Annotated in this window: 11 protein-coding genes; 8 read left to right on the forward strand and 3 right to left on the reverse strand. The window is 65.4% G+C overall.

The annotated features are described in order from the left end of the window. Positions 1-9: 9 nt before the first annotated feature. Positions 10-555 (reverse strand): hypothetical protein, encoded by a 546-nt coding sequence (locus tag QX051_RS13845; protein ID WP_315776496.1) that lies wholly within the window; start codon positions 553-555, stop codon positions 10-12. Here QX051_RS13845 and QX051_RS13850 point away from each other — a divergent pair. From QX051_RS13850 to QX051_RS13860, 3 genes are all read left to right on the forward strand, one after another. Next, positions 526-1,728, forward strand: coding sequence for a class I SAM-dependent methyltransferase (locus QX051_RS13850; protein ID WP_315772534.1), 1,203 nt, complete (start codon positions 526-528; stop codon positions 1,726-1,728). The genes QX051_RS13845 and QX051_RS13850 overlap by 30 nt on opposite strands. A gap of 170 nt (positions 1,729-1,898) precedes the next feature. Next, positions 1,899-3,251: a coproporphyrinogen-III oxidase family protein gene (locus QX051_RS13855; protein WP_315776497.1), complete on the forward strand. Its 1,353-nt coding sequence runs from the start codon at positions 1,899-1,901 to the stop codon at positions 3,249-3,251. A gap of 40 nt (positions 3,252-3,291) precedes the next feature. After that, positions 3,292-4,032, forward strand: a complete 741-nt coding sequence (locus tag QX051_RS13860; protein ID WP_315757705.1) for a methyltransferase domain-containing protein — start codon at positions 3,292-3,294, stop codon at positions 4,030-4,032. A 19-nt stretch (positions 4,033-4,051) separates the two neighbouring features. Here the strand turns inward: QX051_RS13860 and QX051_RS13865 are convergent, their stop codons facing one another. Both QX051_RS13865 and QX051_RS13870 read right to left on the reverse strand, forming a co-directional pair. Beyond that, positions 4,052-5,536, reverse strand: coding sequence for a UdgX family uracil-DNA binding protein (locus QX051_RS13865; protein WP_315776498.1), 1,485 nt, complete (start codon positions 5,534-5,536; stop codon positions 4,052-4,054). Positions 5,537-5,690: 154 nt separating this feature from the next. Next, positions 5,691-6,929: a putative DNA modification/repair radical SAM protein gene (locus QX051_RS13870; protein WP_315776499.1), complete on the reverse strand. Its 1,239-nt coding sequence runs from the start codon at positions 6,927-6,929 to the stop codon at positions 5,691-5,693. 173 nt (positions 6,930-7,102) lie between these two features. On the opposite strand from QX051_RS13870, the gene QX051_RS13875 reads away from it, so the two are divergent. From QX051_RS13875 to QX051_RS13895, 5 genes are all read left to right on the forward strand, one after another. Next, complete coding sequence (locus QX051_RS13875) at positions 7,103-7,891, forward strand: DNA repair protein (protein ID WP_315776500.1); 789 nt, start codon at positions 7,103-7,105, stop codon at positions 7,889-7,891. After that, positions 7,791-9,374, forward strand: a complete 1,584-nt coding sequence (locus tag QX051_RS13880; protein ID WP_315776501.1) for a DNA polymerase Y family protein — start codon at positions 7,791-7,793, stop codon at positions 9,372-9,374. Before QX051_RS13875 ends, QX051_RS13880 begins: the two co-directional genes overlap by 101 nt. A gap of 340 nt (positions 9,375-9,714) precedes the next feature. Further along, positions 9,715-13,341, forward strand: coding sequence for an error-prone DNA polymerase (locus QX051_RS13885; protein ID WP_315776502.1), 3,627 nt, complete (start codon positions 9,715-9,717; stop codon positions 13,339-13,341). 112 nt (positions 13,342-13,453) lie between these two features. Beyond that, positions 13,454-13,981: an REP-associated tyrosine transposase gene (locus QX051_RS13890; protein ID WP_316227545.1), complete on the forward strand. Its 528-nt coding sequence runs from the start codon at positions 13,454-13,456 to the stop codon at positions 13,979-13,981. Between the two features lie 1,140 nt (positions 13,982-15,121). After that, positions 15,122-16,360: an efflux RND transporter periplasmic adaptor subunit gene (locus QX051_RS13895; RefSeq protein ID WP_409998095.1), complete on the forward strand. Its 1,239-nt coding sequence runs from the start codon at positions 15,122-15,124 to the stop codon at positions 16,358-16,360. Positions 16,361-16,390 lie beyond the last annotated feature (30 nt).

A 16,390-nucleotide genomic window follows, 5' to 3' on the forward strand; every position in this document is an offset into this window, starting at 1 on the left:
GGCCGGCTGTCAGACGATACCTTCGTCATGCTGGATCCGGCCGTCGAGGTGGTGGACGCTACAGTTTCGGGCCATCATTTGTTGAGCCACGGCCATTTCGATGCGGGGATGGTCGTGCCGCCCGGCGATGGTCTGCTCGATTTCGTGACGACGCTGATGCCGCGGCCGATCAGGCTTGCCGCGCTGCGGGCGCAATATGACGATCAAGGGATGATCGACAAGATGCTGGCGTCCCTGCACGGCCAGGGCTTCATGCATGTCACCTCGGCTGAAACGCCATCGGCGCAACAGCTCGCGCTTCTTCGGCGCAAGGCATGGCAGATGCGAGAGCCGATGCTGCGCCGGTCCATTGTCGTCGATCTGGATACTCTGGAATCGATCGAGCAGCTGACCGAGCGCCTGAGCGCTGAGCCGCTTCCCCCGGAAGTTCTGCTGCGTTGCTCGAGGTTGTCGGACCATCGCAAATGCTTCGATCGACTGGCAAGGTTGCGGCAGGGCGGTGCATTGCGGATGCACCAGACGGTGGTGCAGACGCGCGATCTGGTCGCCGATCACCAATTGCGCCAATCGCTGCTGCATCTCGGCGCGTCAGTGACTGTCGAGGACGTGGCCTGGCCCGTCCCCGATCGTCCGATCGCAGGGCTCGACGAGATCGTCCGGGCCTGCATTCCCGTGCATGTGCTGATGGCGCCGGATCAATCGATCTGCGACGAGGCGGCGCGAAGCCGGATGCTCGGCTGGGCAGCATCCAGGTTCATCTCCGGCCTCCGGCTCGTTCTGGACGTGCGGACGCTATGGCCGGATGGCGATGCCGGCGACGACGACTTTGCCCGCGTCTTCGACGCGCTGAGCATCATCGAGAACGAGTTCGGAGATGTTCTGATCGAGAACCTGCCGAGCGATGAGGTGCTGCTCGGAAACACGGCGACGAGTCTGCCGTCCGGTCCTGGTCTCGAACTCGCCGATCGTTTTCGGCGGTCATATCTGCGCTGGCGCCTGCCTCTGCTCAAGTCTTGCGAGAACGATAATAGCTGGAGCCAGACGCCCGAAGTCGAAGACAAGCTGGTCCGCGCCGGGGACGACCTGTTGCCCAATCATCCGGAGCTGCTGAAGCTCCAGCCCGGCAGCATCGTGGTCGACGTGTGCGGCGGCCTCGGTCGCGTTGCGAGGCGGCTTTCGCCCGCCGTCGGCAGGGACGGACTGGTCATCTCCATCGAGATGTTCCGCTGTCTGAGTGATCGGGCTCGTCGCTTCGCATGCGAACGGGACATCACCAATCTGCAATTTCGTCCCGGCCTGGCGCAGCGCATTCCGCTGCCCGACGCCACCGCCGACGCCGCCGTCAACGAGTGGACCGGCGGCATCTGGGAGCTCGGGATGGGACCGATCATGGTCAGGGAAATGGCCAGGGTCGTTCGTCCCGGCGGCCGCATCGCGGCGACGCATCGGCTGGTCCAGCTGCAGCTGTCGGCCCTGGCGCAGCCCTGGGTGCAGTACGCCAGGATCTATGCCTGGATGCGCGAAGCCTTCGCGCAGCCGGAGCTGACGATCGTGACCGAGCGCATATGGGGGCAGATCGTGCCGTCGCTGGTGGGCGAGAACGCCACGCTGTGGCGCAAGCAATACATGCCGCGGCTGATCAATCCCTTCGACGTGACGTACAGACAGGACGAGAATCCGGATACGCGTGCCGACGTTTACCTGACGATCATTGCGCAACGAAATTGACGTTCGTTTTCATTGAGGTGATTGCTCGAGGTGCTCATATGCGATCGCAAGAAACCGCCTTCGAACGAGCCCGCGCGTCGTTGCATCGGCTTGGAATTCCGCTCGTCCTTCCCGCGCTCCACGCAGCCGGCGTGGGGATCAGCCGGACGGTCCTGGGCGGCTCGCATTCGGTGGCCATCTATCCGCCGATCAACTCGCTGACGCCGCTCGATCCGTCCTGCCTGGAGCGGGGGATCGACTGGAGCCGCGAGATCAGCCTCTACGTGCACATCGCGTTCTGCGAGACGCGCTGCACGTTCTGTCACTATACGGTCGAGCACTACGCCGGACGGAACAGCAAGTCCGCCACGGACGACGACAAGGTCGTTCGCTACCTCGATGCGCTCAAGCGCGAGCTGGCGGCCTGGGAGCCGCAGCTGCGCCGATCCGGAACGGTGGTGTCGTCGATCTATATCGGGGGCGGCACACCGCTCGTTCTCGATGAGGACGCATTGACGGATCTGATCGCGACGATCCGCGATACGTTCGACGTGCGGCCCGGCGCCGAGATCTGCATCGAGGGCAGCCCGCTCACGATCACCGCGCCCGAGGGAGAGCAGAAGCTGCGCTCTCTGAAGCAGCAGGGCGTCACGCGCCTCAGTTTCGGCGTGCAATCGTTCGACGATACCGTGCTCAAATATGCCGCGCGCGGCTACAAGCGGGACGTTCCACTTCTCGCGTGCTCGATCGTCGCCGACATCTTCGAGAACTGGAATCTCGATCTGATCCAGGGGTTGTACAAGGGGTCGCCGTCCGAGACCTGGAACAATTTGGCGATGGTCGCCGAGATCCGGCCCCCGCACCTCACCTGGTATCACGCTCGGTTTGCCGATCGCCCCCAGGGACACTGGCTCAAATCCGACCTGAAGCAGGCGAGCTTCGAGAGCGAGTTCGCGACCTTGTTCGGACGCATGCTGATCTGGCAGGAGATGGCGGCGCTCGGATATGACCTGACCGACGGCAACCGCTTCGTGCGCGCGCGCCGCTATGCCGATCCGTTCAAGACGATCCGGACCTCGCCATCACGGGATCTTCTCGGGATCGGTGCGGGCGCGTATTCGCATGTCAGTGCCGGGGCCGCGAAGAGCGGCTACGTCTTCCGCAATGTTCCCGACGTGCGCGCCTATGTCGAAGCCGTCCTGGCTGGCAACAGTCCGATCACGGCGGGGCGCGCCGTCGACCGGCAGGAATTGCTGGCGACGTCCTATGCCACAGGGCTCCGGACCGGCCGGGTCGAGGATGCCGATCGCCGCGCCATGCGCGCCGACAACTGGGAGCTGTCCGCCCATTATGACAAGCTCGTTGCCAGGCTGAGCAGCGTCGGCGCCCTGGAAGCGTATCGCGATGGCGACGGCCATGCGGGGCTGCGGCTTTCGGAGCTCGGCCGGCTGTTCGAGGATGAGATGCTGTCGCTGTTCTTCAGTCCGGCCGTCAAGGACGCGTTGTCGCCGAAAGTGACGGAGCGCGCGCTTCAATACGGTTAGATCGGGAGTTTCAACACGTCGTCGACCAGGGAGGAACGTCATGGTTGTGTCTGGGCAAGCAACCCTCGAGCGGGACAACGCGACCGGTGACGGCATCCGCGCCGCGCGTGCCGGCTGGAGCTTCGGCGGCGACACGCCTCAGCACTTCGATCTCCACGTCGCGAGGTCGGTTCCGAACTACGAAGCCGGCCACAAGCTGGTCGAGCAGGTCAGCGATTTCTTCGTGAAGCGGGATTCCGTCGCCTATGAAATCGGAACGTCGACGGGGACGCTGCTTCGGCAACTCGCCAAGCGCCATCCGCACGGCACGCGCTGGATCGGCATCGATACCGAGCGGGCCATGATCGATTACGCGCGGGCGCACAGCAGGGATGTGGCGAACGTGGAATACCTGGCGGCCGATGCCTGCGAGGTCGGCTACGAGGCGAGCGACTTCATCGTGTCGTACTACACCGTGCAGTTCGTGCCGCCGCGCTATCGCCAGACCCTGATCGATGCGATCTATCGGTCGCTCAATTGGGGAGGCGCGTTCCTGTTCTTCGAGAAGGTCAGGGCGCCGGACGCGCGGTTCCAGGACATCATGACGTCGGTCTATATCGACTACAAGCTCGACAACGGCTACTCGCCGGACGAGGTGCTGGGCAAGGCCAGCAGCCTCAAGGGCGTGCTGGAACCGTTCTCGACCCAGGGCAATCTCGACATGCTGCGGCGGGCCGGGTTCGTGGACACGATGACGATCTACAAGCACGTCTGCTTCGAGGGCTTCCTGGCGATCAAGTAAGGGCCGGTTGCGGTCAGCCTCATGCCGCGTGCGCGGCGCGCTTGATCGCGGCGGCGGCGATCTTCAGGTCTTCGACGAAGCGCTCATACTCCCGCGCCTTGGCGTCGGCATCCGGCAGCCGCAGCAGGTAGGACGGGTGAACCGTCACCATCGCCTTGGGGCCGTCGGGCAGGTCGACGACATGGCCGCGGCTCTTGTTGACCGGTGTGATCCTGCCGAACACGCTTTGCGCCGCGGTGGCACCGAGCGCGACCACCAAGGCCGGGCGGACGGTGGCGAGCTCGCGCTCGTACCATTGCCGGCAGGCCTTGATCTCCGGCGTGTTCGGCTTCTGGTGCAGCCGGATCTTGCCGCGGGGCACGAACTTGAAGTGCTTCACCGCATTGGTGACGTAGACCTTGGCTCGGTCGATGCCGGCCTCGGCCAGCGCGCGGTCGAGTATCTGGCCGGCGGGACCGACGAAGGGATGGCCGGTGAGGTCCTCCTTGTCGCCGGGCTGCTCGCCGACCAGCATCAGCGGCGCATGCGCGGGGCCTTCGCCGAACACGGTTTGCGTGGCGTCCTTCCACAGCGGGCAGGCGCGGCAGCCGGCGGCTTCTTCATGCAAGGTCTCGAGATCGGTGGACTCGACATCACGTGAGGTCTCAGCAGCATGCGCGTGTGTGATTGGCTTGCGGGTCATCTCGCTCTCCTCGACGCGTTTCTGCGGCTTGTGCGGTGAGGTGCCGGGCTCGGCGATCATCTCCGTGGTGCGCCGGGAGGCGGCCGCGATCAGCGGCTGGATCAGCTTCGCCTCGGGCAGGTTCTGCCAATATTTCTTCGGCATCTCCTTTTCCATCGCCTTCACTTTCAGCCGTGCCGGATTGAAAATGCTGGCGTAATAGCGCAGCCACAGCTCTTCGAGCCGGTCCTCCGACGGCGCGTCAGCCTTGCTCACGCCGGGCGTGAAGCTGACGCGGCTGCCGTCCCAATGCGCACAGAGTTCGGGCGCCAGGATCGACCACGGCATGTCGGCGAAGCGGCGGGCGAAGAACGGCGCGGCGCGCGCGACGATGTGGTGCTCGGGCTCGAACCAGGCGACGTAGCGCGCCTCGCGCTCGCGGCCGACCTCGCGGAAGCGGACGAAGGCGTGCATCTTGTGGACGTCGCGGCGCACCGCTCGCGCCAGCGCGTTGGCCTGCGCGACATCAGGATCGGTCGTGATCTCCATCAGGTGGTGGTTGGTCCTGAGACGCCACAGCAGCCGATAGAGCAGGGTGAAGCGGTTGGGGTCACTGTGCAGGATCGCGCTCTCGGCGAGCTCCATGAAGCTCGCCGGCACCGAGAACGCGCCCTCCGGCACCTCGGGCAGCGTCGTCTCGGCTTCATCGTCGAACAGATCGGCCGCCGCGCCCTTGACGCGCCAGCTCACCTCGGCCGGCTTGACGTCGTTCATCGCCAGCGCCCGCGCCGCCTTGCGCCAGCCATCGAAATCGGTGTTGCTGTCGAGGGTTACGACGTGCATTTCACCTCTCTCGTCATTGCGAGCAAAGCCGCCGCCGTCATTCCGGGGCGCCTCGCAGGGGCGAACCCGGAATCTCGAGATTCCGGGTTCGATGCTTCGCATCGCCCCGGAATGACGGCTGCTTCCTGGCTTCGTTCTTCGCCACGACGTTCAATTAGAATCCAAATCCCAGCTGCTGCGGTTTGGGCCGCAGCCGGGCTCTGAGGCTGGCGCCGTCGAGCAGGGACGGCTGTGGCCGGTGGTCGGAAAGAACGATGAACGGCAGCGCCTTGTTCCTGATGACGTTGAGCTGGGCCAGATCCGCAAAGCGGATCGTGGTGGTGCGGCGGGTCGCGAGGATGCGCTCCACCGTGCGGGTGCCGAAGCCGGGCACGCGCAACAGCTCCTCGCGGCTTGCTGTGTTGATGTCGAGCGGAAAGCGGTCGCGGTGGCGCAGCGCCCAGGCGAGCTTGGGGTCGATGTCGAGCGGCAGCATGCCCTCGCTCTCCTCGACGATTTCATCGGCGTCGAAGCCGTAGAAGCGCATCAGCCAGTCGGCCTGGTACAGCCGGTGCTCGCGCACCAAGGGCGGCGCCTGCAGCGGCAGCGCGCGGCTGGCATCGGGGATCGGGCTGAAGGCGGAGTAATAGACGCGCTTGAGCTTGTAGGCGCCGTAGAGATTGGCCGAGGTCGACAGGATGACGCGGTCATTGGCGTCGTCGGCGCCGACGATCATCTGCGTACTCTGGCCTGCAGGGGCAAAGCGCGGCGGCCGCGCCTTCCGCACCGTCTTCTTGGCTTCCACCGTCTCGTCGAGCTTGAGCCGGAGACGGCCCATGGTGCGGCGGATGGCGCGCTGGTCCTTCTCCGGCGCCAGCCTGGTGAGGCTCGCCTCCAGCGGCGTCTCGATGTTGATGCTGAGCCGGTCGGCATAGCGGCCGGCCTCGGCGATCAGCGCCTCGTCAGCCTCCGGAATCGTCTTCAGATGAATGTAGCCGCGGAAGCGATGCTCCTCGCGCAATTTGCGCGCGACCGAGACGACCTGCTCCATGGTGTAGTCCGGGCTGCGGATGATGCCGGACGACAGGAACAGACCCTCGATGTAGTTGCGGCGATAGAAATCGATGGTGAGCTTCACCACCTCGTCGACCGTGAAGCGCGCGCGCGGCACGTTGGAGGAGGCGCGGTTGACGCAATACAGGCAGTCGTAGTTGCAGGCGTTTGTCAGCAGAACCTTGAGCAGCGAGATGCAGCGGCCGTCCGGCGCATAGGAATGGCAGATGCCCATGCCCGGCGCGGTCGAGCCGAGACCCTTGCCGTCGCGGGAATCCCGCATCTCGGTACCGCTGGAGGCGCAGGAGGCGTCGTACTTGGCGGCATCGGCCAGGATCTCCAGCTTGCGGAGCAGCTCCATACCTTTGAATCCTTTTGATTCCATTCGCTGAATCACATCCGGGGCAATCCCGATTGACTCTCTCGAAGGCGTTAGCTTTATATTAGAACGTATCATGAACAAAGAGGGCCGTCGTGGGTTCAACTGCAACAACGGCAGCGCCCGCACGATGGATGGAAGAGGAGCGGCGACGGATGACCGGCGCACGCATGGATACGCTCGCGCGTCTGCGCGGCCGCATTGCCCGTCTCGAGGCGGGAGATGGCGCACATGACCTGCGCCGGGTCGCGCTCGGCCATGACGAGGCCGACGCCGTGCTGCAGGGCGGCCTGGCCACTGGCGCGCTGCATGAGGTGTTCGCCGAGACCGGCCGTCAGGCGACGGCCGCGACCGGCTTCCTGTGCGGGCTCGCGGCGCGCGTCGCGGCGCGCCGGCCGCTGATCTGGATCCGGCAGGATTTCGCCGAGCGCGAGATGGGCGCGCTGTCGATGAGCGGGCTCGCCGAGCTTGGCCTCGACCCGCGCCGCATCGTGATCGTGCGGGCGCCCGATCTCGATCACGGCTTGCGCACCGCGGCCGATGCGCTCGCCTGCGATGCGCTGGGCGGGATGATGCTGGAGGTGTGGGGCGAGACGCAAAAGCTCGATCTCGTCGCCAGCCGCAAGCTGACCCTGGCCGCGCAGGAGTCCGGCGTGACCGCGCTCGTGTTGCGCATTGCAGCCACACCCGAACCTTCGACCGCCGAGACGCGCTGGATCGTCCGCACCGCGCCGTCGCTGCCCTCGGCGCCCTGGATGGCCTGGGGCGCGCCGCGTCTCGACGCCGAGCTCATTCGCAATCGTCACGGCCAGACCGGACGATGGATCATGGAGTGGACCCCCGATGCGTGCCGTTTCAGCGAACCGGCGGCGGATCCTCAGCCTGTGGCTGCCGCGCCTGCCCATCGATCGGATCAAGCGAAACTGCTCCGCCGATCGGCGTGACGACCTGCCGCAGGTCGTCGTCATCAAGGACGCCAATGCGCTCTTGATCCATGCGCTGGACGAGGCGGCGGCGTGCCATGGCGTCAGCCTCGGCCAGCCGCTGGCGAACGCCCGCGCGGTCTGTCCCGACCTCGTCGTCCAAGAGGCCGACCTCGCGGCTGACGCCAAGATGCTCGAAGGCATCGCCGACTGGTGCGACCGCTTCACGCCGCTGGTGGCGCTGGATCCGCCGCATGGGCTTTCGCTCGACATCACCGGCTGCGTGCATCTGTTCGGCGGCGAAGCCAAACTGATGCGGTCGCTCTGCGATGCGCTGACCGCGCACGGTCTCACCGTGTCGGCAGCGATCGCCTCCAACGCCGTGTGTGCGCGCACGCTGAACCGGCAGGTGCATGGCCGCATCGTGCCTGACGGCGAGGAGGCGGCCGCGGTCGCGCCGCTGCCGGTGGCCGCGCTCGGCGGCAGCGAGGCGATCACGCTCGGCCTGCGCCGCGCCGGCTTGAAGACGATCGGCGACGTCGCGTCGCGCGGCCGCAACGAGATCACGGCGCGGTTCGGTGTCGCCTTCACCCGCGTGCTGGCCCAGGCGCTGGGCGAGGCCGATGCGCCGATCAGCCCGCGAAAAGTCCCGCCGGACTACATCGTCGACAAGCGCTTCGCCGAGCCGGTCGCGACCGACACGGTGATCGCGGCCAGTCTCTCCAGTCTCGCCGCGATGCTGGTGGCGGCGATGGCACAGCAGGGCAAGGGCGCGCGGCGGCTTGAGGCCTGCTTCTTCCGCACCGACGGCCTGGTGCGCGTCATCGCGGTCGACACCGGCCAGCCGGTCACCGAGGCCGCAATCATCGACCGTCTGTTCCGCGAGCGGCTCGACGCCCTGAATGATCCGCTCGATCCCGGCTTCGGCTTCGACATGATCCGGCTGTCGGCGAGCCGCAGCGAGATCGTGGTGCAGCAGCAGCGCGATCTCGACGCCCATGTCCACGACAATGACGAGCTGTCGGCGCTGATCGACCGCATCGCCGCGCGCATCGGCGGCAAGCGTGTGGTCGTGCATCTGCCGGTCGACACCCACATCCCGGAACGTGCGGCGTTGCCCTTACAGGCGCAGCAGAATCTTGCGGCCGCCACGGCGGCCGATTGGCCGGAGCGCAGCGAGGGCGAGCCGCCGCTGCGGCCTCTGCGGCTGTTCGCGCGCCCCGAAGTGATCCAGGTGATCGCGGGCGTGCCGGACGGCCCGCCCGCGCGCTTCGTCTGGCGCCGTGCCGCGCATGCGGTGGTGCGCGCCGAAGGCCCGGAGCGCATCGCCATGGAATGGTGGCGGCCGGACGGGCAGGGGCTGACGCGCGACTATTTCCGCGTCGAGGACGAGCACGGCCTGCGCTTCTGGCTCTACCGCGACGGGTTGTATGACCGCGAGCTCGATCAGCAGGAGGGCCTGCCCGTACAGCCCGCCTGGTACATGCACGGTCTGTTCGCATGAGGGTGGGGGAGATGGCACACATCCCGCGCCGACCCCGCTGCTCACCCTCCCCTGGAGGGGGAGGGTCGGCTCGCATGCGTGCATGCGAGCCGGGGTGGGGTGACAGACCATCCGCGTTTGCGCTGCCCGTTGTCCTCGAGGCCAACTTACCGGCAGCTGAGAAGAGCTGGCGCAATGACAACCGGTTGCTGGGCTCACCCCACCCCGCCGCGCGCTCTGCGCGCGTCGACCCTCCCCCTCCAGGGGAGGGTGGGCAGCTGTGCAAGCCGGTGCGTTGGGGCAAATCACCTGCAGGAGGCGGGCAACGCGCTGTCACGGAAACAGCCTGCGCGGTCGCGCCATGACCCCCGTCCCCTATGCCGAGATCGGCATCACCACCAACTTCTCCTTCCTGCAGGGTGGCTCGCATCCGCAGGACTACGTGCACCAGGCCGCCGCGTACGGCCTCGAAGCCATCGGCATCGCCGACCACAACACGCTGGCCGGCATCGTGCGCGCCTATAGCGAGCTCGGCAATGACCGGCTGAGCTACAAGCCGAAGCTGCTCTACGGCGCGCGGCTCGTCTTCAGCTGCGGCACGCCGGACATCCTGGTTTATCCGCGCGACCGCGCGGCCTATGGCCGGCTGTGCCAGCTGCTCACCCGCGGCAAGCGCGGCAGCGATCTCGACAAGGTCGCCAAGGGCGATTGCCGCCTGACCTTCGAGGATCTGTTTGATTCAATCGAGGGGCAGCTCCTGGTGCTGATGCCGCCGCATCGCTTCGACGAGGCTGTCATCAGCGAAGTCCTGACGCGGCTGAAGGACAGCCGCGCCGAAGGCGTGTGGCTCGCCGGCAGCCTGCTCTATCGTGGCGACGACCGCCGCCGGCTGGCGCGGCTGGCGCGTCTCGCCGCATCGGTCAAGGTGCCGCTGATCGCCACCAATGACGTGCTGTATCATCATCCCCAGCAGCGGATGCTGCAGGACGTGCTGACCTGCATCCGCGAGAAAGCCTCGATCGAGGCCATCGGCCGAAGGCTCCAAGTCAATGCCGAGCGCCACCTCAAGCCGGGACACGAGATGGCGCGGCTGTTCCGCGATCATCCCGGTGCGATTGCCGAGACCATCCGCTTCACCGACCGCATCGTCTTCTCGCTCGACCAGCTCAAATACCAGTACCCCGACGAGCCGGTGCCGCCGGGCAAGACCGCGCAGGGGCATCTGCAGGACCTGACTTGGGCCGGCGCCAAAACCTATTTCGGTGATGATCTCGACGACCGCCTGCGCGCAGTCCTCGACAAGGAGCTGGCGCTGATCGCCGAGCTCAACTACGCGCATTATTTCCTCACGGTTCACGACATCGTCCGCTACGCCCGCAGCCAGGGCATCCTGTGTCAGGGCCGCGGCTCAGCGGCGAACTCGGCCGTGTGCTACGTGCTCGGCATCACCTCGGTCGATCCGACCAAGATCGATCTGCTGTTCGAGCGCTTCATCTCCAAGGAGCGGCTGGAGCCGCCCGACATCGACGTCGATTTCGAGCATTCGCGGCGCGAGGAGGTGATGCAATATGTCTATCGCCGCTACGGCCGGCACCGCGCGGCGATCATCGCCACCGTCATCCATTATCGCCCGCGCAGCGCCATCCGCGACGTCGGCAAGGCGCTGGGCCTGACCGAGGACGTCACGTCGGTGCTCGCCGACACCGTGTGGGGCAGCTGGGGCGACGGCCTCTCCGACATGCAGGTGCGCCAGGCCGGGCTCGATCCAACCAATCCGATGATCCGCCGCGCCGTGGAGCTGGCATCGGAGCTGATCACCTTTCCGCGGCACCTGTCACAGCATGTCGGCGGCTACGTGCTGACCCAGGACCGGCTCGACAGCTACGTGCCGATCGGCAATGCCGCGATGGACGACCGCACCTTCATCGAATGGGACAAGGACGACGTCGATGCGTTGTCCATGATGAAGGTCGACGTGCTGGCGCTGGGCATGCTGACCTGCATCCGCAAATGCTTCGACCTGATCGCCGATCACAAGGGCCAGCGATACGTGCTTTCCGATATCCGGTCCGAGGACGACAACGAAGTCTACCAAATGCTGCAGCGGGGCGAGTCGCTCGGCGTGTTCCAGGTCGAGAGCCGGGCGCAGATGAACATGTTGCCGCGGCTGAAGCCGCGCACCTTCTACGACCTCGTCATCGAGGTCGCGATCGTCCGGCCCGGACCAATCCAGGGCGACATGGTCCATCCGTATCTGCGGCGCCGGAACGGTCTCGAAAAGGTCAGCTATCCATCGCCGGCAAACGGCCCGAAAGACGAGCTTTACAAGGTGCTGCACAAGACGCTCGGCGTGCCGCTGTTCCAGGAGCAGGCGATGCGGATCGCGATCGAGGCCGCAAAGTTCTCGTCGGAGGAAGCCAACGGCCTGCGCCGCGCGATGGCGACGTTCCGCAACGTCGGCACCATCGGCTCCTACGAGGAGAAGATGGTCGGCAACATGATCGCGCGCGGCTACGATCCGGCCTTTGCCAAGAGCTGCTTCGACCAGATCAAGGGGTTTGGCTCCTACGGCTTTCCGGAAAGCCATGCCGCGAGCTTCGCCCAGCTCGTCTATGTCTCGTCCTGGCTGAAATGCTTCCATCCCGACGCGTTCTGCTGCGCATTGCTCAACTCGCAGCCGATGGGCTTCTACGCACCGGCGCAGATCGTCGGCGACGCCCGCAAGAATGGCGTCGAGATCCGGAACATCGACGTGTCCCACAGCTTCGCCGACAACACGCTGGAGGAAATGGGTAGCAAATACTGCGCCGTCCGCCTCGGCTTCCGCCAGATCGACGGTTTCCGCTGGATCGACCGCGACGAGGAGCGGATCAAGCGATTGTCGGAGGTGATGCGGAGCGAGGCTCAAGTCGCTTCCGCATTGTCATTGCAGGATGATGCGCAAGCTCTCTCCCCACCGTCATTCCGGGGCGATGCGACGAGTCAAAACAGCGAAGCTGTTTTGACCGGGGCATCGAACCCGGAATCTCGAGATTCCGGGCTCGCCCTCCGGGCGCCCCGGAATGACGCTGCGGAAGGAGGCGTTCTTTACTCACAAGCCGTTGATACGTTTCGAGCGCTCGACGCTGTCGCGTTGCCCAGGAATGACAGCGAGGGACAGGCCGGCATCTTTCTCCAGGACGACGACTGGGCCGACCGCATCATCAAGGCGCGCGCCCGCGGGCCCTTCACCTCGCTGGAAGACTTCGCCCGCGACACCGCTCTGCCCAAGCGCGCGCTGCTGCTGCTGGCCGATGCCGATGCGTTCCGCTCGCTCGGGCTCGACCGTCGTGCCGCGCTCTGGGCCGTGCGCCGGCTGCCCGACGATGTGCCGCTGCCGCTGTTCGAGGCCGCGATCGCCCGCGAGCAGCCGGACGAGGGCGCCAAGCCGCTGCCCGAGATGCCGCTGCCGGAGCACGTGGTCGCGGACTATCAGACCATCCGCCTGTCGTTGAAGGGCCACCCGATGGAGTTCCTGCGCCAGCGCTTCGTTACGGAAGGCGTGCTGGCCTGCCGCGACGTCAACCACGCCAACGACCGCCGTCGCGTCCGTTGCGCCGGCGTGGTGCTGGTGCGGCAGCGGCCGGGCAGCGCCAAGGGCGTCGTGTTCATGACCCTGGAGGACGAGACCGGCATCGCCAACATCGTGGTGTGGCCGAAGGTGATGGAGACCTTCCGCAAGGAGGTGATGGGCGCGCGCCTCGTGCTGGTCGAAGGCCGCATCCAGAGCAGCCCCGAGAAGGTCGTGCATCTCGTCGCCGAGCGCCTGGTCGACCGCAGCGCCGATCTCGCCTTGTTGTCGAACGATCGTCTCGGTGCCGTGCCGCACGGCCCGATGCCGGCCGAGCCGCTCAACGACGACCGCCGCGATCACCTCGACACTCCCTCCCAGCGCGTCAGCCACCCCCGCAACGTCCGCATCCTGCCGCGCTCGCGGGATTTTCATTGAGGTGCTGTCGTGTTCACTCCGGTTGAACATGATCTCGTAGGGTGGGCAAAGGCACGGCGCGCATCGCGCGTCGTGACGTGCCCACCGGCCGCAGAGCGAGATGGAGCTGATGATGCCGAACTATCGCAGAGCGTCCATCAAAGGCGGCCTATTCTTCTTCACCGTCGTCCTGAAAGATCGCACGAGTCATCTGCTCGTCGAACAGATCGATCGCTTCCGATCTTGCTATCGCGTCGCCCAAGAACGACGCCCCTTCGAAACGATCGCAATCTGCGTGCTGCCTGATCATCTTCATGTGGTCTGGGCATTGCCAGACGACGACGCCGATTATCCGATCCGCTGGGCTTTGATCAAGAGCGGCTTCTCTCGTGGTCTGAAGTCTCAGAAGCATTCGCGCAGCCTCTCAGCCAAACGCGAGAAGGGAATCTGGCAGCGCCGCTATTGGGAGCATGCCATTCGCGATGATGCCGATCTCGCGCGCCATATCGACTACATCCATTTCAATCCCGTCAAGCATGGTCATGTCTCCCGGGTCGCAGACTGGCCGCACAGCAGCTTCCATCGCTTCGTCGAGCGCGGCTGGCTCGCTGCGGATTGGGGAGGAGACGTCAAGGAGATTGCTGGTTCGTTTGGGGAGTGAGACGGTGGGCACGGCACCTCGTGCGATGCTTCGCATCGCCCGAAGCGCCTTTGCCCACCCTACGGCTTCATCATGAGCCGCTGTGCGTAGGGTGGGCAAAGACGCTGCGCGCATCGCGCGTCGCGACGTGCCCACCGGCCGCGGTACGATACCCACCGTCATCTGGGAGGAGCGCAGCGACGCGATTCAGAGTTCCAGAAATTTCGACGTGCGCGCCCCAAAATTCTACTTTCTTTTTTTCAGAAACTATGCTCTATTCCGCCCATCCCGCTCCATCGAAGAAGCGGGCGTTGCGCGCGATCGTCACGACACGCGGGGCGGGGAGCGATGGCTGTGAGATGCCGCAGCGTGGGGCGAGGCCTTGCGCGGACGAACGGCAGGCTTGCGGACGTGAAGGCGTATGGTCCTGGCGCCCCGATGCTGGCGCCAAGTCCGCGGGTGATGATCCCGCCGGCGACGGTGGCTAAAAGCCGGACACCGGGGAGAGTACGCAGTAAACGTGAAAACCATCGCGCAGGGAAGGCCGGGCGTTCTCGGCTGCACCTGTGGTACCTGCCGCCTGCATTTTTTCTCGCAGGCGTCAGCCGGCGCCTGGCCTTCCCTGCGCCCTCTTCACGAGAGGGTGAAACGATCGGCAAGACTCGGGCGCATCCGCGCCGCGAGACGACGTATTCATGTGCGTGTCACAGTCAACGGATCGAAGCTGCAACGGATGATCGCACGATGGACCATCACCCATCGCAGGGCCATGGAAACCATGACCCGATTTTTGCGGACACGCGCAACGTTGCGAGCCCGTCCGAGCTGGAACGCAAATCCGGAGCATGGGCGTCAGGCTGGAGTAGGTGCGTACCCGCGGAGGTTGGCCTACAGACTGGCAACACCGTCACGGCGATCCGCCGCGCGCTCGATGCGTCCATGGTGCGTCGCGGTGAAACCGCGATTGCCCGGAACCAGCTGAATGCAGGCTGAACGGCTGTCGTTCAACTTTCAAATTTTTAAAGCAAAACAGAGGCGGGTTGGGCGATTTTTAGGTTGTTTAAAGCTCCAGTTCCGCACTATTAGCGCAACGATGAGACCGCCAGAGCCGGAATCGTCGACCGATAAAGCGAGCCGATCTGACCAGCCATGGCGTCTGACATGAACCCATCTCCGCAGATGCTCAGCACCAAGCGGCTGCTGATCGGCCTTGCTGCCCTGGCGATGGCCGGCGCGGGCGGCTATGGCTACATGCAGTTCCGGTCGGGAACGGCTGCGAAGGACAATATCGAGCTCTCCAGCCAGTCCAAACGCAACGGCACCAGCTTCACGCCATCGGCGGCGGAATGGTCGACGCTGACGATCGAGCCGGTGTGCGAGAAGATATTTCGTGCCGAGCATATTACCGAGGGCAAGGTTGCCGTCGACGAGGATCGTTCGACACCGGTTTTCTCGCCCTATGCCGGCCGTGTCACCAAGCTGCTCGCCCGTCCCGGCGAAACCGTGCGCCAGGGCCAGCCGCTGTTCGTGATCGAGGCCGCCGACACCGTGCAGGCGCAGAACGATTTCATCGCCGCCATCACCGCGATGAACAAGGCGAAGTCTGCCCTCGACCTCGCCGACATCCAGTACAAGCGCGCCAAGGACCTGTTCGAAGGCCGGGCGATCCCGCTGAAGGATTTCCAGCAGGCGGAGGCGACCTCCGTTCAGGCTCAGAATGACATGCGGTCGTCACAAACGGCGCTGGAGGCCGCGCGCAACAAGCTGCGCATCCTCGGCTTCACCGAGGTCGCGATCACCGATTTCCAGAGCAAGGGCGTGATCGATCGCGAGATCACCATCTACTCGCCGATCGCCGGCACGGTCGTGCAGCGCAAGGTCGGCCCTGGACAATATGTCAATTCCGGTGCGAGCGACCCGGTATTCGTGATCGGTGATCTCTCCACCGTCTGGCTGACGGCCTTCGTCCGCGAGAGCGATGCGGCGCTGGTGAACGTCGGCGAGGAGATTCTCGTCAACGTGCTGGCGCTGCCCGGCCGGCCGCTCAAGGCCAGCATCAACTACGTCGCCGCATCGATCGACCCGGCGACCCGGCGGCTCCTGGTCCGCGCCACCATCGACAACAAGGATGGCCAGCTGAAGCCGGAGATGTTCGCCAACGTGACGATCTATTCGCCAGGCGAACAGCCCGCGGTCGCGGTGCCCCGGCAGGCGCTGATCTACGAAGGCAATCAGGTCCGCGTCTGGGTCGCTCGCCCCGACAAGTCGATCGAGCTGCGCAAGATCAAGACCGGTTTGATCAATGGCGATCAGGTCGCGGTCGAAAGCAATCTGAGCGCCGGCGAGCAGATCGTCACCAAGGGCAGCCTGTTCATCGATCGCGCAGCCTCGGGCAGCTGACATGCGCTTCTCCTGCCTGTCTTCCTGAAA

Source organism: Bradyrhizobium sp. SZCCHNR1053 (assembly GCF_032381235.1).
Lineage (GTDB): Bacteria > Pseudomonadota > Alphaproteobacteria > Rhizobiales > Xanthobacteraceae > Bradyrhizobium.

Coding starts and splice junctions, on each gene's coding strand:
- QX051_RS13885 (WP_315776502.1), top strand. CDS start 9,715: ATGACCCCCGTCCCCTATGCCGAGATCGGCATCACCACCAACTTCTCC.
- QX051_RS13860 (WP_315757705.1), top strand. CDS start 3,292: ATGGTTGTGTCTGGGCAAGCAACCCTCGAGCGGGACAACGCGACCGGT.
- QX051_RS13895 (WP_409998095.1), top strand. CDS start 15,122: ATGAACCCATCTCCGCAGATGCTCAGCACCAAGCGGCTGCTGATCGGC.
- QX051_RS13880 (WP_315776501.1), top strand. CDS start 7,791: ATGCGTGCCGTTTCAGCGAACCGGCGGCGGATCCTCAGCCTGTGGCTG.
- QX051_RS13865 (WP_315776498.1), bottom strand. CDS start 5,536: ATGCACGTCGTAACCCTCGACAGCAACACCGATTTCGATGGCTGGCGC.
- QX051_RS13870 (WP_315776499.1), bottom strand. CDS start 6,929: ATGGAGCTGCTCCGCAAGCTGGAGATCCTGGCCGATGCCGCCAAGTAC.
- QX051_RS13875 (WP_315776500.1), top strand. CDS start 7,103: ATGACCGGCGCACGCATGGATACGCTCGCGCGTCTGCGCGGCCGCATT.
- QX051_RS13890 (WP_316227545.1), top strand. CDS start 13,454: ATGCCGAACTATCGCAGAGCGTCCATCAAAGGCGGCCTATTCTTCTTC.